Here is a 21,731-nt window from a genome sequence, read left to right on the forward strand (position 1 = left end):
CATCAATTCATCTTTGCCTGAAGTGCCTCTTCGAACCAACCTGCAGATCCAAACCTAGCGATTGCAGCTTTTCTAGCTACGCTTGCCAGCAAGAGATTGGTGCAAGTACGCCGACTCCTCAATTGTCTGGCAAGGGAGCCAACAACCATGGATAGCACTCAGGGCGTTTATCCATCAGCGACCGTTCTGGTGGTCGACGATACCCCCGACAACCTGATGTTGATCGCCGAGTTGCTGAAGGACAACTATCGGGTCAAGGCGGCCAACAGCGGCGAGAAAGCCTTGCGTCTCCTGCAGGCTGATCCACTACCCGATCTGATCCTGCTGGACATCATGATGCCGGGCCTGTCCGGTTATGACGTCGCGAAGCAGCTCAAACTTGATGCACGCATTCGCCACATACCGATCATTTTCCTCACGTCCATGACGGCCACGGAGGACGAGATTCGCGGCCTGAGCCTGGGTGCTGCGGATTACATCACCAAGCCGATCATCCCCCCGGTGCTCATGGCCAGGGTCGACACTCAGATCAAGCTCAAGGCCGTTGCCGATTTCCTGCGCAATCAGAACGATTTTCTGGAGCAGGAAGTGCAACGCCGTACCCGGGAGGTGATCGCCATCCAGGATGTCACGATCCACGCCATGGCTTCGCTGGCCGAAACCCGTGACAACGAAACCGGCAACCACATTCGCCGCACCCAGCATTACATCAAACGCCTGGCTGAACTGGTGCGCGACCACCCGCGCTTCCGTCATTTCCTCGACGAAGAGACCATTAAGCTGCTTTTCAAATCGGCGCCGCTGCATGATATCGGCAAGATTGGCATTCCTGATCGCATCCTGCTCAAACCGGGACGGCTCACCGCCGAAGAGTTCGAGATCATGAAGACCCACACCACATTGGGACGCGACGCCATCCAGCACGCCGAGGATCAATTGGGAATAAACGTCGACTTCCTTCATTTGGCCAAGGAAATCGCCTACGGCCATCAAGAAAAATGGGATGGCAGTGGCTATCCTCAAGGCGTTGCCACCGACGACATCCCGATCAGCGCCAGGTTGATGGCCGTGGCAGATGTCTACGATGCGCTGATCAGCCGCCGCGTGTACAAGCCCGGCATGTCCCATGAGCAGGCGGTGGAAATCATCCGCGATGGCCGGGGCTCGCATTTTGATCCGGACATCTGCGACGCTTTTCTCGCCAATGCCGAGCAGTTCCGCGAAATTGCCGAGCGATTTGCCGACAGCGACCAGGACATGGCCAAGCAGTTAGCACTGCTTGAGCAGATTGCCGACCGCCCCTGAGCCCCGCGCATCACTCTGGACATCCAGCTGAAAGAGGCCGTTTATGAACAGACTGTTCGAGATGCTCGAGCGCCTGTCTTTGCGCAGTAAATTGATCATCGGCTTCGCTGCGCTGCTGATATTGATCCTGATACTGGGCGTGCAAAGCCTGCGCACCCAGTATTCGCTCAAAAATGAAATGCAGCAGTTGTATCAACAGGACCTGGTGGGTATCCAGCATGTGCAGGAGGTTCGGGTGCAGTTGCCGCATCTGTTGCTCGCCATGCAACGTGCAATCGCGACCAACAACGCGGACATCCGTATCAGCGCCAGAGCCCAGATGGATGTCGCCCAGCAGCGACTTCATGAAGCGCTGGAGCAGGTTCGTCCAACACTGCGCAGGCAGAGCAGCGTCAGCAGCCTGCTGGAATTCGAAGTGGTATTACAGCGTCTGCAAAAAGATGGCGGTGAGGCTCTGGAATTGGCGGGCAAGGGCTCACTGGGGCGGGCCTTGATGTTGCTCAACAGTAACGATTTTCTTGCGCTGGAACAGGGAGGCGACGGGCTGCTCACCCAGATCGAGAACAACAAGGAAGCCGACATCCACGATACGGCGAAGAACCTGGCTGAGTACGCAGAGCGCAGCACTACGATCACCTACATCCTGCTGCTGGGCGGTTCCACGCTAGCCTTGCTGTTGACCTGGCTGGTCAGTTATTCCATTCGCGTGCCGTTGAATCGCGTCCGCGTGGCGGTGGACGAATTGGCGTCCGGCAAGCTGGACGGTCGGATCCCTCACACCGATCTTCGCAACGAAACCGGCGACCTGGCGCGTGCCATCGCCACGCTGCAGCTGGAGGCTTGTCAGCTTGAGCGCCAGCGCTGGATCAAAAACCACACCTCACTCCTGCAAGTGGATCTGCAACAGGCGGAGACACCGCAGCAATTGGCCCAGGCTTTTTTCAGCTACATCGCGCCGCGGTTGGGCATGTGCCAGGGAGCGCTTTACGTTCTCTATGAAGGCGCGGAACGCCTGCGATTGGTTGGCGGTTATGCGGTGGACAGTGTTCAGCCTCTACCCGCTGAACTTGATCTCGGTGAAGGGTTGCTTGGCCAATGCGCACTGGATCACCAACCCCGCCAGCTTCATGATCTTCCGGAACCGTTTTGGCATGTACGCACGCCATTGGGCACAGCCCCCGCCAGCGTCCTGTTGGTTCAGCCCGTGTTGCGTGGCGAACGCCTGCTTGGGGTTATGGAAATGGCCGGTTTTCGCCAGCTGGAAGAGAACGAAGCGCTGCTGCTGCAAGAAGTCCTGCCCAGGCTGGCCGGTGCCATGGCCATTATGGAACGCAGTGAGGCAGCCCAGGCGCTGCTCCTGGAGACTCGACGTCAGGCAGACGAAATGGGCGCGCAAACCTTGCAACTGGAACTCCAGGCCAGCGAGTTGGAGACCCAGCAGGCCGCACTGCGCGCCACCGAGGCCTGGTACCGTGGCATCATCGAGGCAGCGCCGGACGGCATGCTAGTGCTGGGAGCCGACGGCCGCATCCTGATGACCAACCCGCAAATGGACACCTTGTTTGGCTACGCACCGGGCGAGCTGATTGGCGCCAGCATTGAGCGTCTGGTACCGCAGGCTGCCCGCGAGCGGCATGTCAGGTTACGCGACGGGTTCATTGCCAGCGGCGGAACCCGGCAGATGGGCGGCGATCTGGATGATCTGAGCGGCGTACGCAAAGACGGCAGCCTGTTCTCGGTGGAAATCGGCCTTTCCCACCTGCCCCGCCTGGAGGGTCGTGGGGTCTGTGTGTGCGCCTCGGTGCGCGATGTCAGTGAGCGCAGGGCGATGGAAGCCAGGCTGCGCACTGCCAGCGATCGCCTGAATCTGGCGCAGGAGTCCGGTGACATCGGTCTGTTCGATGTTGATCTGGTCAGCGGCACAAACTATTGGACACCACAGCTAGAAACACTGTTCGGGCTTGAGCCTGGCGGATTCGGCGGCACGTTGGCGCACTGGAAGGCGCTGGTGCATCCCGCGGACGTGGCACGGGTCAGCAGCACATTCGAGAGCGCCGTTCAGAGTGACGATGATCGCGTCGAGTTCGACTTCCGCATCGTGCGTCAAAACGATGGGCAGGTGCGCACGTTCCGGTCGCTGAATCGCTTCTCACGCACCCCTGACGGCAAGCCATTGCGCGCAACCGGCATCAATATCGACGTCACCGCACTGGCTGAGGCAAGGGCTGCGGCCGAAGAGGCCACGCTGGCCAAGAGCGAGTTCCTCGCCAACATGAGCCATGAGATCCGAACACCGATGAACGCCATCATCGGCATGAGCCACCTGGCGCTGCGTACCGAACTGGATAAACGCCAGCGCAACTACATTGAAAAGGTGCACCGATCAGCGGAGAACCTGCTGGGAATCATCAACGACATCCTCGACTTCTCCAAGATCGAAGCCGGCAAAATGAGCCTCGAACAAGTGCCTTTCCGCTTGGAGGACGTACTCGAAAGCTTCACCTCCATGATTGCTCTGAAGACCGAAGGCAAAGGCCTGGAGTTGTTGTTCCAGATCACGCCCGACTTGCCCACGGCACTGCTGGGCGATCCCCTGCGGCTGGGGCAAGTGCTGATCAACCTGGGCAACAACGCAGCCAAATTCACCGAGCACGGCGAGATCGTGGTCGGTGTGGAGGAAGTGGGGGCGCACACGGACAGTGTGCAACTGCATTTCTGGGTGCGCGACACAGGCATCGGCATGACCGTCGAGCAGTGTTCACGCCTGTTTCAGTCATTCAGCCAGGCGGACAGCTCGATCACCCGCAAATACGGTGGCACCGGGTTGGGGTTGTCTATCTCGAAGAAGCTGGTGGAGCTGATGGCCGGCCGAATATGGGTTGAGAGCGAGCCAGGAGTCGGCTCGACGTTCCATTTCCAGGTACAGCTGAACGTGCAGCACGAGGTTCAGCCGCGTCGGATGTTCAAGGCCAACGAACTGCTGGGCATGCGGGTATTGGTCGTGGACGACAACGCCAGTGCCCGTGAAATCCTCTCGAGCATGGCGCGCAGCTTTGGCCTGGAAGTGGATGTCGCGCGCAGCGGTAGTCTGGCGCTGCACATGTTGGCCGACGCCGAGCACAAGTCATTGCCATACGATCTGGTCTTGATGGACTGGCGGATGCCCGGCATGGATGGCATGGAAGCGGTGAGCAGAATGCATTCCGCCAGTTTGATGCGCACTCCATCGGTCATCATGGTGACCGCTTTTGGCCGCGAAGAAGCCCGCGAAGAAGCCGAACGCCAGGGCATCCAGTTGCCGGTGGTGCTGACCAAACCAGTCACGCCGTCCTCTTTACTCGAAGCCATCGGCGTAGTGCTGGGCAGAGACACGAACAGCGATACTCGGGCTGGCGAACGCTTCCAGCAGAATGCCTTTACCGTAGCCAGTCTCAATGGAGCGCGGCTGCTTCTCGTCGAAGATAACGAGCTGAATCAGGAACTGGCCAGCGAGCTGCTGGAAAGTGTCGGAATACGCTTGCGACTAGCTACGCACGGCCAGGAGGCTTTGGATATCCTCGCCGAGGATGGCGACTTCGATGGCGTGCTGATGGATTGCCAGATGCCGGTGATGGATGGCTACACGGCCACCCGGCAGATTCGCCAGCAACCGCGCTTCAGCACGCTGCCAGTGATCGCCATGACCGCTAACGCTATGGATGGTGACCGCGCGCGCGCGCTCGAATGCGGCATGAACGACCATATCTCCAAGCCACTCAATGTCGAAACCATGTTCGCCACCATGGCAAAATGGATCAAGCCACGAGCCGCTCAAGCACCGTCGAACGCAGGTTTCGTCGATGGGTTTCCAGATCGTCTTGAGGGCATTGACCTGGCTGCGGGTCTCGCCACCTGCATGGGGCGGCGGGACCTCTATTTACGTCTGCTCCGCAAGTTTCGCGATACTCAGACAGACTTTGCTGAGCAATTCCAGGCCGCACTGATCGATCCGGATCCTGGTGCCGCCAGACGGCTGGCGCACAGCTTGCGCGGCAGCGCCGGCAACATCGGCGCCAAGGCCGTGGCGCAGGCCTGCGCGTTGCTGGAACAGGCCTGCCAGGACGGCGAGCCGGCTACGGCAGTGCAAGTGCTAGCGTTGCAAGTCGACCATCTCTTGCTCCCGACCTTAGCGGCTTTGGCCTGCCTCAAGGCAGATACACCGGCCGCCACAGATGACTACCTGCTGGACGACCCGGCAATCAGCGAGCAACTGAACAGGCTCAAAGATTTGTTGGACGAAGGTGATACGGCGGCTTTGGACGCGCTTGCAGGACTGCGCAACCTGCCACTCGAACGGGCGTTGGCAGAACGTCTGGCACTGGTCGCGGCGCAGGTAGAACTGTTCGACTTTGATCGTGCTTTGAAGCTTCTGCAGGATAAATGAGTGGTGTAAGGAGGTGGCTTTTCCTGCAAATCACCTCTTTGACCGTTAATTAATGTATAGCCCGCAATGGATGCATCGTAAAAACGGGGCATTGGGCGGCGGCTTTCGGCCCATACACACTCTGGGCCAGAAGCAGCCGGTCGCGGGATTATCCATTGATTTTCGCGTTAATCAGGCGCTCCCTTTACCGCCTTGCTGCCGGAAGTAAGCTCCAACCGAACATGCAGTCAGAAACAGGAGAAACGCTTAACTGGACGACATTGCAGATGAACATACCCGCGCCCTGCCCGCGTTCTTCGCTGCGTAGAGTTGCTTGTCCGCAGCTTCTATCAGAGCCTCGAATCCTAGTTCGCCAGTGGGCGTCAATGTTGCGACACCTAGAGAGATTGTCAGCACACGATCGACTTCAGAAGCAGCATGTTCGATGCCCAATGTCCGAACACGTTCCTGCATTCTTTCTGCAATCTCGACCGCACCAGAAAGAACTGTATTGGGCAGAACGCAGGCGAACTCTTCGCCACCATACCGAGCGACCAGGTCATAGGGCCGTCTAACCGTTTCAGATAACGTTTGGGCAACGGATTTCAAACAGTCATCTCCAGCCAGGTGTCCGTACCGGTCGTTGTAGCGTTTGAAATAGTCGACATCCACCAAAATGAGCGATAGCGGCTTTTGCTCTCGAAAGCACTGACGCCAATCCGCCAATAGGTCCTCATTAAATTTGCGTCGATTGGCCACCCCGGTAAGACCATCTATCAACGCCATGGAACGCAGCAGATCGCTCTGTAGTTTCAGGGTTAGATGTGTTCGCACACGTGCTCTGACAATGGTGGTATTGATGGGTTTGGTGATGAAGTCCACCGCGCCAAGCTCCAGACCCAGCACCTCATCTGACTCCTGCTGCTGTGCGGTAATGAAAATGATGGGGATGCCTTGGGTCATAGGGTCAACCTTGAGTCGACGGCATACTTCATGCCCGTCCATACCCTCCATGACCACGTCCAGCAGAATCAAATCGGGCAGTTGGGCCTGGCATACGCTGATTGCCTGCTCACCGCTGGTGGCCATGAACACATCACAGTCCTCACGAAACAGCTCATGAAGTACCCGGATATTAGTCGGTTGGTCGTCGACAATAAGGAGTTTGGGACGGTTAAAGGAATGCGGTAACCAGGTTTCCATCGATTGTTCCATCAGGCAGATCTCAGCAGGTCACGACCAATCGGCATCGCAGCGGAAAAGTCTAGCGATTGCACCCTGACAACAAGTTCGTCGAACTGTGGGCGCAGGGATTTCGGCATTTTTGACGCCAATGCGTCTGCCAGTTCTATGGCTTGAAGGTTACCCGTCTCCAGCAATAGCAAAATCTCCTCCAGGGACTCTTTCCATTGCGCCGGCGCCATGGAATCTTCGTCAGCACTGGTTTTTGCAAGCGGGCGCTGACCAAAATCGACATTCATTTGCTCAAGGCTTTGTTGCAGTAACCTGCTCAATTCGTCAAACCATGTTGGGTCTGCAAAGATGCTCGCTACAGACTCTGCATCTCCGTGTTTTAGTGTGTGCTCCAGGTTGTCGGCCAGCAGCGACACCGCCTTGGCACCCATGGTGCCGCTGCTACCTTTAATGGTATGGAGAACAAAGACGGCCCCCGATACATCTTGCCTCTGGATCTGATCCCGCAATCGGACAAGCTGTTTTTCCATCTCTGGGCCAAAGGTACATAGCACCTTGCGGATCAAATCGAGGTCACCACCAAAGCGGTCAATAGTTGATGTACGAGACTCTATAACTCTTTCTCCTGTATTGACTTGCGCCAAGGTTAAAGATGCCTGGCTATCTTCACGGCCCGATTGAAAGAGCAGCGTTACGACGAGTTGTTCCAGGTCTATAGGTTTGCCAACATGATCATTCATCCCCGCAGCAAGACAGGCTTCACGGTCGGTACTGGAGGCATTTGCGGTCATCGCTACTATCGGCAACGCTGCAAAGCGCGGGTTCGATCGAATGCGACGAGTCGCCTCCAAGCCATCAATATCTGGCATCTGGATATCCATTAATACGATGTCGAAGGGCACACGCTCATTCATCACCTTGCTCACACCTTCCAGCCCGCCTTCGGCCAGCGTTACCTGAGCACCTTCCCTTGTCAGTAACTCATCGGCGACCTGGCGATTGAGCATGTTGTCTTCCACCACCAATAGTCGCAGCCCGGCCAGACGCCGTGGCCTGTCAAACGTTGAACGAGGTACGGGAGACTGCAGCAAGTTTTTGCCCTTGAGTGCTCGCTGAACAGCGTCGGTTAACTGCTTGGGAGTGACCGGCTTGGTGAGAAAATCCACGAAGGGGGCGTCTCCCGCCTGGTGCGCGTCGGCCAATACTTCGCGGCCGTAAGCAGTGATCATAATGATCATCGGAGGTGGCACACCATTACCCTGCTGATGGATCAATTGCGCAGCGCTCAGCCCATCCATATCGGACATCCGCCAGTCCATCAGTACCACGTCGTAGGCTTCACCTAGCGCCTGGGCGTTCTTCACCCATTCCACCGCTTGCGTGCCACCACTCACGCGGTCAGCCTTCCATCCCAATGCATGCACGGTGCGCAACAGCAATTCACCTGCCATGGCGTTGTCGTCGACGACCAGAATCCGTAAGGACACATCGAGTCCAGAAAAGGCGGATTTCAGCAGTGACGTTGGCACTACATCCAGAGTGATATCGAACCAGAAACGACTCCCGACACCTTGCTGGCTCTCCACCTGAAGTTCGCCACCCATCAAGGTAACCAACCGTTTGCAGATCACCAGGCCCAGACCTGTGCCACCAAAGCGCCGGGAAGTTGAAGCCTCGGCCTGTGTGAAGCCTTCAAAAATGCGCTGAAGTTGTTCCGGGCTGATACCGATGCCAGTGTCAGAAACGGCGATGCGCAAGCTCACAGCATTTTCCGTGCGCATCAGTTGTTCAACGCTGACCACAACCTGGCCTTCCAGGGTGAACTTGAGGGCATTACCCGCCAGGTTGATCAGTACCTGTTGCAGTCGCAGGCTATCGCCGACCAAATCGTTGGGTAGATTGGAGTCCAGATCGAACATGACCTCAACCGCCTTATCGCCCTGGTTACCTGCCAGCACAACGGCGAGGTCACGCATGAGCGGTTCAAGCTCGAACGGGTGCACATCGAGTTGCAGCTTGCCCGCCTCAATCTTGGAATAATCAAGAATGTCATTGAGTAAACCAAGTAGTGATTTCGCAGCGGTCTGCGCTTTGGTCACATAATCGAGTTGGCGACCATTCAGGTCAGTGTTCTGCACCAACTGCAACATACCCAACACGGCGTTCATCGGTGTGCGTATTTCATGACTCATGTTGGCCAGGAAGGCTGACTTGGCCGCACTCCCTGCATCGGCCTGTTCCTTGGCGTAAAGCAGATGCGACTCTAGCTCGCGTTGAACAGTGATGTCCCGATTGATACCGGTCACGCGCAAAGCTGTACCGTCTGGACTGCGTTCGATCTGTGCACCGGCATGTATAAAGCGGATCTGACCGTCCGGGTGAACGACACGAAAAATGGTGTCATACACATCAGTCCCCTCGACGGCGGCATTCAGCTTTGCCGCCGCTGCCACGACATCCTCGGGGTGAACACGCGAGTACCAGTGCATATAGCTCAGACCGTTATTGCGCAACGTCAGTGGCTGCCCGTAGAACTCGAACATACGGTCATTCCACTGCAAGTTATTGTCCGCCAACGTCCAGGACCAGACGCCCAACTCGGCCACTTCAGCAGCCATCAGCAGTTGATCGTGCACCGCCATCAGTTCGCTACGTTGTTCCAGTGTCGTCTTCAGGCTCGCAGCCAGTTCCTTTTCTGCCGCTTTGCGTTCGGTGATGTCTACCGCAATACCCAGGTAACCGCTCAATACCCCATCGGCATCGCGCATGGAGGTGACCACAAGCGTTACAGGAAACCGTGAGCCATCCTTGCGTGTGTAAGTCCACTCTCGGGTTTCTGCGCCTTCAAGCTCAGGTTTATGGGTAAGCACACGGAAACCGTTGATAGTCTGAGCGTACTCCTCGCTCAGCTCAACGCCACGTGCAGCGACTTCCTCTGGGACATGGAAGAGCGCCGGGGTGTCTTTGCCTACTAACTCATCGGCGTCATAACCCAACAAATGCTCGGCGCCTTTGTTGAACACACGGATAACGCCATCGAGATCCGTCGCAATGATCGAAACCTCAGTAGCCGAGCGTAGCACGGTGTCCAACAACAGATTGAGATGCCGCAACTCGGATGTTCGTTGCGCAACCTGCTCTTCCAGGTTGGAGTTGAGTTCAAGAATTCGGGCCTCTGCCACTTTTTTCGCCGAGATATCCCTTAACGTCATGGACGCCCCAACGACGCGACCACCCTCGCCATAAATGGGTGAGATGCTGACGGAGACATCGATCAGTCGCCTGTCTTTGTGACGGCGTTGCGTATCAAAGCTGCCGATACGCTCACCCGCCCTGATGCGCGCAAGGATATGAGCTTCCTCTGTGACAAGCTCCAGCGGAACAATCATATTGGCCAGTGTCTGGCCCACGGCCTCCTCGGTGGTATAACCAAAAAGGTGCTCCGCGCCTTTGTTCCAGTTGGTGACGACGCCATCGAGGGTTTTTCCAATAATGCCATCGCCCGAGCTTTCAACGATGGAAGCCCGCCTCGCCTGCTCGACAAATATCTGACGCCGACGTTGACGGCTGACACTCCCGACACTCACCAAGGTCGCCAGAAGAAGCGTGAGAAGACCACCGAAAAACAGCACAACTTTTGGTGAAACCTGATGCAGGCGCTGGATAAACAGCGAATTTGCGTCGAGTTCGATTTGCCACCGCCTTCCGTACACCTCGCGCTCCAGCTGATGGGTCATCAGCGTTTCACGGCGAGCCGAGTCGTCGGTGCTTTCATAAAACAGCTTCTCTTGTCCTGGGACGGTGATATCCCTCAATCGCAAATGTACTGTCTCATCTTCGATGCGCAGGCCTTTGAGTACCTCCTCGGTCTGCAACACAACATAGCTCCAGCCAAAAGCAGCGGCCTCTCGTTCAGCAGCGGTCACCGGAGTGACTCCTCCGCGAAAGATGGGCATCAACACCAGAAAAGACTGCTGCGGTTTTCCCATGGCCTGTATTAGCGTGATGGGCCCAGTGATCCGTGCCGCACCGCTTTGTATCGAGGATTGTGCCGCCTCTCGCCGCGATATTTCTGACGCTATGTCCAAGCCAATGGCAGCCTGGTTACCTTCAGCCGGTTCGACATACTGAATAACGTAGCGCTCGCCTGAGTGCGCTGAGAATTGATGAATGGAGAAGTCCGCTGCCCCGTCAGCTTGAGCGTGCTTGAGAAACTCGTTTTCATCACGTTCTGGTACACGCCTGATAAAACCAAAGGCACTGGCGCCGGGGAACTCGAAAGCGAGGTCACGGGTTCTGTGATATCGGCGAAACACTTCACGGCTAATGTCATATTCGCCTGCTGTCAGCACCGCTCCACGAGCACCTCGCAAACCGTATTGGTAAAGATTGAGACGCATTAAAACCAACTCTGCGGCGTCTTCGGTCGCCGCTCTAATCGCTTCTTGAGCCTGCTGTTCATTGGTGCGTTCAAGGATCCAGCCAGCCAGAATGCTTGTCCCAAACCCCACGACCAGAGTAATGGCCACTCCCCAGTTCAATGCAAAAAACTTATGCTTTCTCACCCGCATTGTCCCTTCGCAGAAGGCCCCTAGCCTTCAAGATTAAAATTCAAACCCTGTTGGGTGGCGGCAAGATGTCCAACTTGCATGTCACGAATTTGCTCAGGTCAGGCCGGCCAATCGTTGAAGTCTTTCAATGTCTGCTTCGGGTTCGCCATTGTTCATGGCAGCGGCAAGACGCATCACCACTTGTTCGCGGCGAACGTGCATGGGAGGCAACGCATAAATAGCGCCAATCAGTTCACGTAAAACCATTGGCAGACCCCAGCGTGCTTTCAAGCGAACGGCAAAAGGCGCTGCAAAATCGCGCACTGCGTGCAAGAGCGTTTCTTCGTCCACGCTATTGCCCTGGTTCTCCCATTTCTGAGTTTGGTACAGCACACAGAGTTCGCCCATGCGGTGCAACAGGGCGGCACTTTGCAGCGGAGCGGGGTCCAGACCACATTGTTGGGCGAGAAGAACAGCCCTTTCAGCTAAACGCTCGGCATTATCCAGATGAGCCTGGATAAAAGTTTTCAGCATGCCGTCAGGTTGAGTATTGGTCTGTCGCAGGGCCTGGCTAATCGCCAGATTCACGCTGGTAAGCGCTCCTAACCGTGTCAGAGCACCGTTCAAATTCGTGCATCGCTGGCCGAGTCCGAGATACGCGGCACCGTTGGCGGCGGCAATCAAGTGGGCACAAAGCGCCGGGTCATGCTGCCAATCACTGGCGAGTTCTCGTGAATCCATTGGCGCTCCGCCATAGCCGAGCTGAAGTTTGTCTTTGACCGAGGCCAGTAAAGGTAAGTCCAACTCACCCGCCGACAAACCACTCAGATAGCTGATCAGGTCTTCAGTGTTGGCAGTGATCGCTCGGGGGGGCTCATCAAGCGGAAGGAGCGCGTCCAGGCTCTGTACGACGCGCGAAACCTGGAATGGCTTGGTGAAAAAGGCACTGACCCTCAGCGATTTCACCTCCAACACACTGTCTCGATCCGCGCGGCCGGTGATCATGATCAGCGGCGTGTCTTGATCTTTTTCGCGAATTTTTTGCAACAGGTTGACGCCGGGGGCATCCGGTAGATTCCAGTCGGCCATCACCAACTGATAGGTACTCGGTTGCCAAGCGTCTAAAGCGCTAGCGACATCGATAAAGCAATCGACCTGAGCAGCCGGACGGATGCTTAACACGAGCTGTTTTAAAAGATCTGATATCCAAGGGTCATCGTCCAGAATCATCACTCGCATTCGATAATCCTCACTGGATTGACACGTAACTTAGCAACGCCTTCGTGACTGACTATCAGTCAACAGCAAACATAGACGTCGTTGAGATCAAGGGGTGAGGTTGTAACCGAGCGATTTTGGGTAAATCACGGCAATTTCCCTTTGGCGGATGGTTAGATGGCATCCTTGAACGGTTGAATTTATTCCTGACCCGCGAACTATACAAGCAAGCAAACAGCTCACAGGTCGTCAGGCTGGAGGGGGTTAGTGCATGAAACGCCGCCATAGCGGAATTGCTTGAGTGATTCCGTCCTGCTGCTCGCTGCCCTCGGCCCCGAAAAATGCGCTGCCCCCCTCTGAGAAAGTACGTGAGGCTATCAATGGATGAAGGAGGCGACCCACGCTGGCGCGCTGGAAGCGGGTATCGTGGTGTATTAAACGAGTTGCTTGAACTGGGCACAGACGCCATCGCCGCCGTACAGGACTCAACCGTACTGGAGAACGGTGCGCAGTGGCATGCTCTCAACACTGCCTTGAACAAGGATCATGGCCCTACTGCCTACCTGTTCAAATGTCGCCACTGCGCCACACTGGGCGCTTATCAAGACAACCATTGACGCCCATAATTGAAGCCTATGAATAAAATCGAATGGCCAGCCCTTAAGCTCAGGCTTAAAAAGTACTTCGCAATTATCTTCACGCTCTGCTTTGTGGGGGGGCTTATCTATGGCTACGTGCACAAACCGGAGCTTCCTCCGAAAATAGTCCACAAGCAAAACTTCATACCTGGGGAGTGGCTTTATATCGTCGAGGAGGCCAGGGACCGATCAGACCCCAAATCGCTAAAGTTCTATATGGATCACCGTGAATCGACTGACGAATCGATGAAGGTGCTCCTGGGCAAGACGCCGCCCTTCCTGGTCTCTGACACCGACTTGAAAGACGTGGTCATCCAACCCGTCGCCAACGGCCTGCACATCAAACTCAAAGGCGCGGTCAGCACTTACCGGAGCAATCTCTACCTGAAGGACGGCGACACTTACACCACCTACCGTGTAAGCCTCGAACAGGTCGAAACCCGACCGCCCTTGGCGAGCGGTCGGTAAGCTTTTTTCAGTATCGTTCCCACGCGGGGCATGGGAACGATCACTCACTCAAACCCGCACGTTACGCCCCGGCAATGACGTGCGCTGACTGTTTTCCCAGTTCTCCACCAGCCCCACCGGCACATCTGCCGCCGGCAACATATTCACCCCGCGCACCAGATCCGAAGCCCGCTCGGCGAGCATGATGGTCGGCGCATTGAGGTTGCCATTCGGTTCGGTCGGAAACACGGACGAGTCGATCACCCGCAACCCCTGGATGCCATGCACCCGCAACTCGGAATCCACCACCGCCATGTCGTCCTCACCCATGCGGCACGAGCCACACGGATGGTAGGTGCTTTCGAGGTTGTCACGGACAAAGGCATCGAGGTCTTCGTCACTGGTCACCAGCGCTCCGGGGGCGATTTCGCCGTCGCGAAAACGATCCATGGCTTTCTGGCCGATGATCTCCCGGGTCAGGCGGATGCAGCGGCGGAAACCTTCGCGGTCCTCTTCGCGCTCCAGGTAGTTGAAGCGGATTTCCGGATGCTCGTACGGATCGGCCGAACGCACCCGCACATACCCCCGGCTTTTCGGTTTGTTCGGGCCCGTCAGCACCATAAAACCGTGGCCCTTGATCGGCTTGTTGCCGTCGTAGCGCATCGCTGCAGGCAGGAAGTGGAACTGAATGTCCGGCCAGCGCAGGCCCTTTTCGGAGCGGATGAAACCACCGGCCTCGAAGTGGTTGGTGGCGCCCAGGCCATCCTTGAACAGCAGCCAGCGCAAGCCGATCATCAGTTTGCTCAACGGGTCCATCTTGCTGTTGAGGGTCACTGGTTCCTTGCAGCCGAACTGGATGTACACCTCGGCGTGATCCTGCAGGTTCTCCCCTACCCCCGGCAGGTCATGGCGCACGCCGATCCCGGCCTTGCGCAGGACCTCGGCCGGGCCAATGCCGGAGCGTTGCAGCAAGTGCGGCGAACCGATCGGCCCGGACGAGATCAGCACTTCGCGGTTGCAATACACCTGATGGGTCTGGCCACCGTGGTCATAAATGACCCCCACCGCGCGCTTGCCTTCGAGGATGACCTGGCGGGTCATCGCATGGGTAATCACGGTAAGGTTCGCACGGCCCATGGCCGGGCGCAGGTATGCGTTGGCCGTGGAGCAGCGCACACCGTTCTTCACGGTCATGTGCATCGCCCCGAAACCTTCCTGCATGTAGCCGTTGCAGTCCTCGGTCTTGATGTAACCCGCCTCGGCACCCGCTTCGACCCAGGCCCCGTACAGCGGGTTTTTCATGTTGTTGCCGTTGGTGGTATGCAGCGGCCCGGTCTGCCCGCGATAGCTGTCGCCGCCGGACTCGTAGCTTTCGGCACGCTTGAAGTACGGCAGGCAATTCTTGTAGCCCCAGCCCTGGGCGCCGAGGGATTCCCACTCGTCGAAATCCAGCGCGTGGCCGCGGATGTACACCAGGCCATTGATCGACGACGAACCACCCAGCACCTTGCCCCGCGGGCAGTGAATGCGCCGACCATTGAGGTAGGTTTCCGGCTCGGTTTCGTAGCGCCAGTTGTACTTTTTGGTGTTCATCGGAATCGAGAATGCGCTGGGCATCTGGATCACTACGCTCTTGTCGCTGCCGCCGAATTCCAGGACCAGCACCGAGGTGGCCGGGTCTTCGCTCAAGCGGTTGGCCAACACACAACCTGCCGAGCCTGCGCCAATGATGATGTAGTCGTATTTTTGCGTAGTCATGATGATCTCCCGACCGTCGATTCAGTGAATACCGGCAGCGATTGCTTGTGCGTCAGGGTGTCGCCGGTGGTGTATTGCGGGGAGTGTTTTTCGATCTGCTGGATCACCGCTTCTTCGCGTTTCAGATCAATCGAACGGCTCAGCCAGTAGTACGCCAGGCCCGAGACGATCAGCCCCACCAACCAGGCGATGTCGATGCTGCCCAGCGCCTTGGCCAGCGGGCCTACATACACTTCGCGCTGTTCGACGCCGTCGTAGATGTAGAAGAACGGGATCATCGAGATGAAGCCGATGGCATAGGCGGCGATACCGCGCAGGCCCCAGCTGCCGTAGATGTTGCCGTGGGGCATGAAGAAGTGCGGGATGGCGTAGCGGCCCTTGCGCACGAAGAAGTAGTCGGTGAGGTTGACCGATGTCCAGGGCACCAGGAAGTACAGCATCACCACCAGATAGATACCGAGCACCGACAAGCCTTTCCCGGAACTCTGGATGCTCAGGGCCACGCCCAGTTGCAGCAGGATCACGAACGCGATGGCGAGGATCCGCGCCTTGCGGGTCGGCTCGATGTGCTTGATCGAATCGACACAGGTCAGGGTGGTCAGCTTGGCGCTGTAGATGTTCATCGCGATCACCGGCAGGAACGCCAGGATGGTCACCACCACGACCGCGGTGCCGATCAGCGGCGACACGGTGTTGCCGACTTGACCCAGGGCCACCAGCACATCGGTTGAGTGCAGGTGATCGGCCAGCCAGCCGCCGACGGAAATCATCCAGGCACCGGACAGCGAAGCGCCGAGAAACACCACAGCGATCAGCTTGCCGCTGGAGGTGTTCTTCGGCAGGTAACGCGAGTAGTCCGACACGTACGGGGCATAGGCGATGTTGTAGCTCGCCGCCGCCGCGAACTGCGCGATAAAACCGGTCCAGTTGAAGCCCAGCGGCGCCCGCGCGACCTCGCCTGGCGCCAGTGCCGGCAGCACCGCATCCGGCACCCAGCCCATCACCACCGCCAGGGTCACCAGGCCGTACAGCGGCAGCGACAGGTACAACGCCCATTTGAAACTGCGATGCATCCAGTCATGGCCGAGGATGGCCAACACCGCCGCCGGTAGGGTCACCGCCACCGCGATCACCGCAGGGTTGAAACCAAACAGCGTGTGCAGGCCCTGCATCATCAGCACCAGGTTGACGATGTTGAAGCCGGCGAACACAAACAGCGTCGCCAGCAGCACCAGAATCACGCCGCGGTAACCGAACTGCGCACGGGACTGGATCATCTGCGGCAAGCCAAGGTGCGGGCCTTGCGAGCCGTGAAACGCCATGAACAGCGTACCGAACATGATGCCCAGCGTGCCGGCGAGCGTGGTCCAGAGCGCGGTCAGGCCGACGCTCGGGCCGACGAAGCCGATGGTCATGGTGAAGAAGGTGAAGTTGCCGAGAAACCAGAACGGACCCTGGCTCGACAGTTTGTCGGTGCGTTCGTCCTCGGGGATGAAGTCAATCGAATGCCCCTCGACGACGGATTTGTCATCGAGGGAGGACACACTCGTGGCGGACTTGGCGTTTGTGTTCATGATGGACTCTTATTGTTGGAAGATCATGACGAGATAACCGCATTCTTTCGGGTGAACGACGCCCGGGGGGCCTCCATGCCGTTCCTGATGTTCAAACGTATAAATGACGAAAACCTGTAGGAGCGAGCTTGCTCGCGATGAACTCAAGGGCGCCGCATTTATCCTGAATGCTCGCGTTATCGTTAACGTCCTTCGCGAGCGAGCTCGCTCCTACAAAGGGCAGGTGTCAGCCTGGCAACGTGATCCACACGGCCTTGGTTTCGAGCAGGTAATCGAGCTGCTCGGCGCCCAGGTCCTTGCCGAACCCTGACTGCTTGTAGCCACCGAACGGCATCGACGGATCGAGTGTGCCGTGGGCATTGACGTAGACAGAGCCGGCCTTGAGCCGTGGAATCAGGCTGTGCACCTTGCCCAGGTCGTTGGAATACAGGGCGGCTGCCAGGCCATAGAGCGAGTCATTGGCCAGGGCCAGCGCCTCTTCCTCATCATCGAACGGCGCGGTCACCAGCACCGGCCCGAAGATCTCTTCCTGGACGATGCGCATGTCGTTGCGGCAATTGGCGAAGATGGTCGGCTCGACGAAGAAACCAGGGCCATCGACGGCTTGGCCGCCGTAGACCAGTTCGGCGCCTTCCGCCTTGCCCGTCTCGATGTACTCGGTCACACGCTGCTTTTGCAGGGCCGACACCAGTGGGCCGATGAAGCAGTCCGGGTCCAGGCCCGGGGCCATTTTCAGGGTGCGTGTGTAGGCGATCAGCTCACCCAGGAATTGCTCGTAGACGCTGCTATGAATATAGGCCCGCGTGCCGGCGTCGCATACCTGACCGGAGTTGAAAAACACCCCGTTGGCGACCGCTTGTGCCGCCGCCGGAATATCGGCATCGGCAAACACGATGACCGGTGATTTTCCGCCGAGTTCGAGGGTCAGGCGCTTCATCTCGTCCAGCGCCGCACGGCCAACGGTTATCCCCACCGGGGTCGAACCGGTGAAGGTCAGTTTGTCGATGCCGGGGTGGGTGGCCATGGCCGCGCCAACCACGCTGCCGCGTCCGGTGACGATGTTGATCACGCCGTCCGGAATGCCCGCTTCTTGCACCAGTTCTGCGAAACGCAGGGCCGACAGCGAAGTCAGTTCGGCGGGTTTGACCACCACGGTGCAACCGGTGGCCAGCGCTGCGCCCAGTTTCCAGGCCATGGTTTGCAGCGGGAAGTTCCACGGCACGATGGCACCGACCACACCCACCGCTTCCTTGCGGGTATAGGCCAGGTAATTGCCCGGCAGCGACGGCTCGACCGTACGCCCGTGGAGCTTGGTCGCCCAACCGGCGAAATAGCGCAGGGTATCGACGGTGCCCTGGATGTCGACATCCTTGGCGAAGGCGACCGACTTGCCCATGTCGATCGATTCGATTTCCGCCAGTTCGGCGGCGTTCTGTTCGATCAAATCCGCCAGGCGCTGGATCAGGCGTTCGCGCTGCGCCGGTTTGGCCTGGCTCCATGCGCCACCGTCGAACTGCGCACGGGCGGCTTGCACGGCGCGGTCCAGGTCAACGGTCGTGCCCATCGGAATACGGGTGATCAGGCCTTCGGTCGACGGCTCGATGACGTCGGAAGTCTGGCCGTCGCTGGCTTCAACCCAGGCACCGCCGATGAACATTTTCTGCACCTTGCTGAGGAAGGTCTGGGTGGCTTCGCTGACGCCGAATTTCTGCAGGTAACTCTTGACGATCGTGTCCATATTTATGCTCTCTGCCCGGCAGTCAGGTCCTGCCGGGACGCTGTGGTTTCGATGATCAGGCTGGCGTGGTTTCGCTGGCGGCGGCCGCCCGCACCTTGCCCCGCTCGTGGAAGATGAAACCGATACTGTTGAGCAGCAGTTGCGCGGCGAGGATCGAGGTCATGCCGGTCGGGTCGTACACCGGTGCAACTTCCACCAGGTCCATACCGACGATGTTGCCTTTGCTGCGTTTGGCCAGGGCCTGGATGATTTCCAGCACTTCGTAGTAGAGGAAGCCGCCGTGGCTCGGGGTGCCGGTACCCGGGGCGATGGACGGGTCGAAGCCGTCGATGTCGATGGTGATGTAGTAGTTGATGTTCTGCGGGATCAGCGCCAGTACACCGTCGACGCCGAGGCGACGCACATCGCGCACCGAGAGGATCTTCGAACCGGCTTCGTGAGCCGCTTCGTAGTCGTCGCGGTTGGACGACGAGACGTTGCGGATGCCCATCTGGGTCATGCCGACGATGTGGTTCATTTCCGAGGCGCGGCGCAGCGGGTTGCCGTGGCCGTAACGCACGCCGTGGCGCTCGTCGACGAAATCCAGGTGCGCATCGAAGTGGATGATGTGGATCGGGCCACGGCCTTCGAAGGCCTTGATCACCGGCGCGTGAACCGAGTGATCGCCGCCGAGCACCACCGGCATCACACCGGCATCAAGGATCTTGCGCACGGCGTATTCGGTGTTCTTGTTACTGGTGACCATGTCGGTGTGGACGATATCGGCATCACCGACGTCGACCATGCGCACGTCCGAGGCGGTGAGGTACATCACGTCATCTTCGTGGTCATAGGCGCCGGCGTGGCCGAAGGAAAACAGCGTCGATGCTTCGCGAATCCCGCGTGGTCCGAAGCGTGCCCCGGAGCGCCACTGGGTACCCATGTCGTTGGGCACGCCAAGCACCGCGACGTCGGCATCCAGGGCATCCCAATCGGTGCACACCGGGGATTTGCCAAAGGTGCAATGACCCACGAATGGCAGGTTCAGACGACCGGATTCATAACCGTTGTTCGACATTTCTAGCCTCTCCACTTCTTGTTATCGGCTTGGCGGAACTGCAAGGCGACCGCCGTTGAAAGAGACTATGGGCGCAGGTTTTCGTGGAAAAAATGCCAAACATCAGATACTCATATCGGCATTACCGATGCATCCACAGGCCGGAGGTCAACGTGATTCAACTGCACGATGTCGATCTGAAGTTGCTCAGGGTGTTTGCCACCATCGTCCGCTGCGGCGGCTTCTCCGCCGCCCAGGCGGCGTTGAATGCCGGGCAGTCGACCATCAGCGAACAGATGACTCATCTGGAAACGCGCCTTGGGGTCAAACTCTGCCAGCGCGGGCGCAGCGGTTTCCGCCTGACCGAACAAGGGGTGGCGATTCACGAGGCCACCCAGCGCTTGCTGTCGGCGGTGGAAAATTTCTGCATGGACGCCGACGTGCTCAAGCAGCACATCAGCGGCAAGCTCAACCTGGGCATCATCGACACCACCATCACCGACCCGGACTCGCCCATTCCGCGCACCACCCAGCGCTTCGTATCGCGCGGGCATGATGTGCACCTGAACGTGTACGTCGGCACCCCCGCCGAACTGGAGGAACGGGTGCTCGACGGCCGCTTGCACCTGGCCATCGGGCACTTTCCGATCCATGTGCCGGGCCTGCTGCAATCGCCGTTGTATCAGGAAGCACTGGGGCTTTATTGCGGGCGCCGGCATCCGCTATACGGGAGCAAGGCTGAGGGCGAGGAACTGCTCGAAGAAGTCGCGGCCGGGCGCATCGTCGTGCGCGGCTACATGCAGCAATACGACCTCGAACACCTGGGCGTGAGCAAGGCCGCCGCCACCGTGGACAACATCGAGGCCACGGCGATCCTGATCATTTCCGGCGCCTACCTGGGTTTCCTGCCGGAGCACTTCGCCGCCCAATGGGTCAAGAGTGGCGAGATGCACCAGTTGGCCCCGGAGAGTCTGCGCTTGCGATCCCCCTTCGACGTGATCACCCGGCGCGGCGTGGCACCGCCGCCGATCCTCCAGGCGTTCCTCGAGGACCTGGCGGCCAGTGCACGCAAAACGGCTAACGGATGACGTGACGCTCGCCAAATTCAAATTCGCCCCGGCATACTGATTTTCGTTTGCCAATCTTGCAGGTCCGTCATGCGCATCCACGTCACCTTCATCGACCGCGTCGGCATTACCCAGGAAGTGCTGGCCCTGCTCGGCGGGCGCAGCTTCAACCTTGATGCCGTGGAGATGGTGCCGCCGAACGTCTACATCGATGCCCCGACCCTCGGCACCGAAGTGCTGGAGGAGTTGCGCGAGGCCCTGTTCGGCGTACGCGGCGTGCAGGCGGTGACCATGGTCGACATCCTTCCGGGGCAACGTCGGCGCCTGCAACTGGATGCCCTGCTCGCCGCCAGCTCCGACCCGGTGCTGGCGGTGGACGATCGCGGGCATGTGCTGCTGGCCAATCCGGCATTGATCGCCCTGTGCGGTCGCGAACCGGCCGGTGAATCGCTGAGTGCGCTGTTCGACGATGCCGAATTGCAACGCACCTTGATCGCCCACCATTTCCGCCTGCCGATGCACGAGGTCAGCCTCGGCGGCCACACCCTGCTGCTCGATGCCATGCCGATCACCGACGCCGGCGCCCTGCTCACCCTGTATCAACCCAACCGCATCGGCGAACGCCTCTCGGCGCTGCACCATGATCACGCCGAAGGTTTCGATGCGCTGCTCGGTGACTCACTGCCGATCCGCTCGCTCAAGGCCCGCGCGCAACGGGTGGCGGCCCTCGATGCGCCGCTGTTGATCCAGGGCGAAACCGGCACCGGCAAGGAATTGGTAGCCCGCGCCTGCCACGCGATCAGC

Annotated in this window: 13 protein-coding genes; 6 read left to right on the forward strand and 7 right to left on the reverse strand. The window is 58.5% G+C overall.

Going from position 1 to position 21,731, the window contains the following annotated elements; translation table 11 throughout:
* Positions 1-147: 147 nt before the first annotated feature.
* Complete coding sequence (locus GBC55_RS23075) at positions 148-1,305, forward strand: two-component system response regulator (protein ID WP_162440546.1); 1,158 nt, start codon at positions 148-150, stop codon at positions 1,303-1,305.
* A 43-nt stretch (positions 1,306-1,348) separates the two neighbouring features.
* Positions 1,349-5,728 (forward strand): response regulator, encoded by a 4,380-nt coding sequence (locus GBC55_RS23080; protein ID WP_247266975.1) that lies wholly within the window; start codon positions 1,349-1,351, stop codon positions 5,726-5,728.
* 246 nt (positions 5,729-5,974) lie between these two features.
* Here GBC55_RS23080 and GBC55_RS23085 read toward each other — a convergent pair whose 3' ends face one another.
* The 3 genes from GBC55_RS23085 to GBC55_RS23095 all read right to left on the reverse strand — a co-directional run bounded on the left by GBC55_RS23085 (position 5,975) and on the right by GBC55_RS23095 (position 12,690).
* Positions 5,975-6,910 (reverse strand): diguanylate cyclase, encoded by a 936-nt coding sequence (locus GBC55_RS23085; RefSeq protein WP_247266976.1) that lies wholly within the window; start codon positions 6,908-6,910, stop codon positions 5,975-5,977.
* An 11-nt stretch (positions 6,911-6,921) separates the two neighbouring features.
* Positions 6,922-11,472 carry a CHASE domain-containing protein gene (locus tag GBC55_RS23090; RefSeq protein WP_162441023.1) on the reverse strand — a complete coding sequence of 1,517 codons (4,551 nt, stop codon included), beginning with the start codon at positions 11,470-11,472 and terminating at the stop codon, positions 6,922-6,924.
* A 93-nt stretch (positions 11,473-11,565) separates the two neighbouring features.
* Positions 11,566-12,690, reverse strand: coding sequence for a response regulator (locus tag GBC55_RS23095; protein WP_162441024.1), 1,125 nt, complete (start codon positions 12,688-12,690; stop codon positions 11,566-11,568).
* A 359-nt stretch (positions 12,691-13,049) separates the two neighbouring features.
* On the opposite strand from GBC55_RS23095, the gene GBC55_RS23100 reads away from it, so the two are divergent.
* Both GBC55_RS23100 and GBC55_RS23105 read left to right on the forward strand, forming a co-directional pair.
* Positions 13,050-13,286, forward strand: coding sequence for a CbrC family protein (locus GBC55_RS23100; RefSeq protein ID WP_162441025.1), 237 nt, complete (start codon positions 13,050-13,052; stop codon positions 13,284-13,286).
* Between the two features lie 237 nt (positions 13,287-13,523).
* Positions 13,524-13,775 carry a hypothetical protein gene (locus GBC55_RS23105; RefSeq protein ID WP_162441026.1) on the forward strand — a complete coding sequence of 84 codons (252 nt, stop codon included), beginning with the start codon at positions 13,524-13,526 and terminating at the stop codon, positions 13,773-13,775.
* A gap of 48 nt (positions 13,776-13,823) precedes the next feature.
* On the opposite strand, the gene betA is transcribed toward GBC55_RS23105, so the two are convergent.
* From betA to speB, 4 genes are all read right to left on the reverse strand, one after another.
* A complete protein-coding gene (betA, locus tag GBC55_RS23110) occupies positions 13,824-15,512 on the reverse strand; it encodes a choline dehydrogenase (RefSeq protein ID WP_162441027.1) in 1,689 nt (562 codons plus the stop codon).
* Entirely contained in the window at positions 15,509-17,086 is a 1,578-nt protein-coding gene (locus tag GBC55_RS23115; protein WP_247266977.1) for a cytosine permease, read from the reverse strand. The genes betA and GBC55_RS23115 overlap by 4 nt, the downstream gene beginning before the upstream one ends.
* Before the next feature lie 226 nt (positions 17,087-17,312).
* Positions 17,313-18,824, reverse strand: a complete 1,512-nt coding sequence (locus GBC55_RS23120) for an aldehyde dehydrogenase family protein (RefSeq protein WP_162441162.1) — start codon at positions 18,822-18,824, stop codon at positions 17,313-17,315.
* 55 nt (positions 18,825-18,879) lie between these two features.
* The gene (gene speB / locus GBC55_RS23125) at positions 18,880-19,881 is read right to left on the reverse strand and encodes an agmatinase (protein ID WP_162441161.1); all 1,002 of its coding nucleotides are present in this window, start codon (positions 19,879-19,881) and stop codon (positions 18,880-18,882) included.
* A 152-nt stretch (positions 19,882-20,033) separates the two neighbouring features.
* Between speB and GBC55_RS23130 the strand changes: the two genes are divergently transcribed.
* Together GBC55_RS23130 and GBC55_RS23135 are read left to right on the forward strand one after the other, a co-directional pair.
* Positions 20,034-20,948 carry a LysR family transcriptional regulator gene (locus tag GBC55_RS23130; RefSeq protein WP_162441160.1) on the forward strand — a complete coding sequence of 305 codons (915 nt, stop codon included), beginning with the start codon at positions 20,034-20,036 and terminating at the stop codon, positions 20,946-20,948.
* Between the two features lie 69 nt (positions 20,949-21,017).
* Positions 21,018-21,731: sigma 54-interacting transcriptional regulator (locus tag GBC55_RS23135; RefSeq protein ID WP_247266978.1), on the forward strand; the 714-nt coding region annotated here is incomplete at its 3' end.

This window comes from Pseudomonas sp. TNT3 (assembly GCF_010095445.2).
Classification (GTDB): Bacteria; Pseudomonadota; Gammaproteobacteria; order Pseudomonadales; family Pseudomonadaceae; genus Aquipseudomonas.

What these genes read in the sequence shown, in the direction of transcription:
- GBC55_RS23095 (WP_162441024.1), bottom strand. Translation starts at nt 12,690, where the DNA reads ATGCGAGTGATGATTCTGGACGATGACCCTTGGATATCAGATCTTTTA.
- betA (WP_162441027.1), bottom strand. Translation starts at nt 15,512, where the DNA reads ATGACTACGCAAAAATACGACTACATCATCATTGGCGCAGGCTCGGCA.
- GBC55_RS23115 (WP_247266977.1), bottom strand. Translation starts at nt 17,086, where the DNA reads ATGAACACAAACGCCAAGTCCGCCACGAGTGTGTCCTCCCTCGATGAC.
- GBC55_RS23120 (WP_162441162.1), bottom strand. Translation starts at nt 18,824, where the DNA reads ATGGACACGATCGTCAAGAGTTACCTGCAGAAATTCGGCGTCAGCGAA.
- GBC55_RS23090 (WP_162441023.1), bottom strand. Translation starts at nt 11,472, where the DNA reads ATGCGGGTGAGAAAGCATAAGTTTTTTGCATTGAACTGGGGAGTGGCC.
- GBC55_RS23075 (WP_162440546.1), top strand. Translation starts at nt 148, where the DNA reads ATGGATAGCACTCAGGGCGTTTATCCATCAGCGACCGTTCTGGTGGTC.
- GBC55_RS23080 (WP_247266975.1), top strand. Translation starts at nt 1,349, where the DNA reads ATGAACAGACTGTTCGAGATGCTCGAGCGCCTGTCTTTGCGCAGTAAA.
- GBC55_RS23100 (WP_162441025.1), top strand. Translation starts at nt 13,050, where the DNA reads ATGGATGAAGGAGGCGACCCACGCTGGCGCGCTGGAAGCGGGTATCGT.
- GBC55_RS23085 (WP_247266976.1), bottom strand. Translation starts at nt 6,910, where the DNA reads ATGGAAACCTGGTTACCGCATTCCTTTAACCGTCCCAAACTCCTTATT.
- GBC55_RS23105 (WP_162441026.1), top strand. Translation starts at nt 13,524, where the DNA reads ATGGATCACCGTGAATCGACTGACGAATCGATGAAGGTGCTCCTGGGC.
- speB (WP_162441161.1), bottom strand. Translation starts at nt 19,881, where the DNA reads ATGTCGAACAACGGTTATGAATCCGGTCGTCTGAACCTGCCATTCGTG.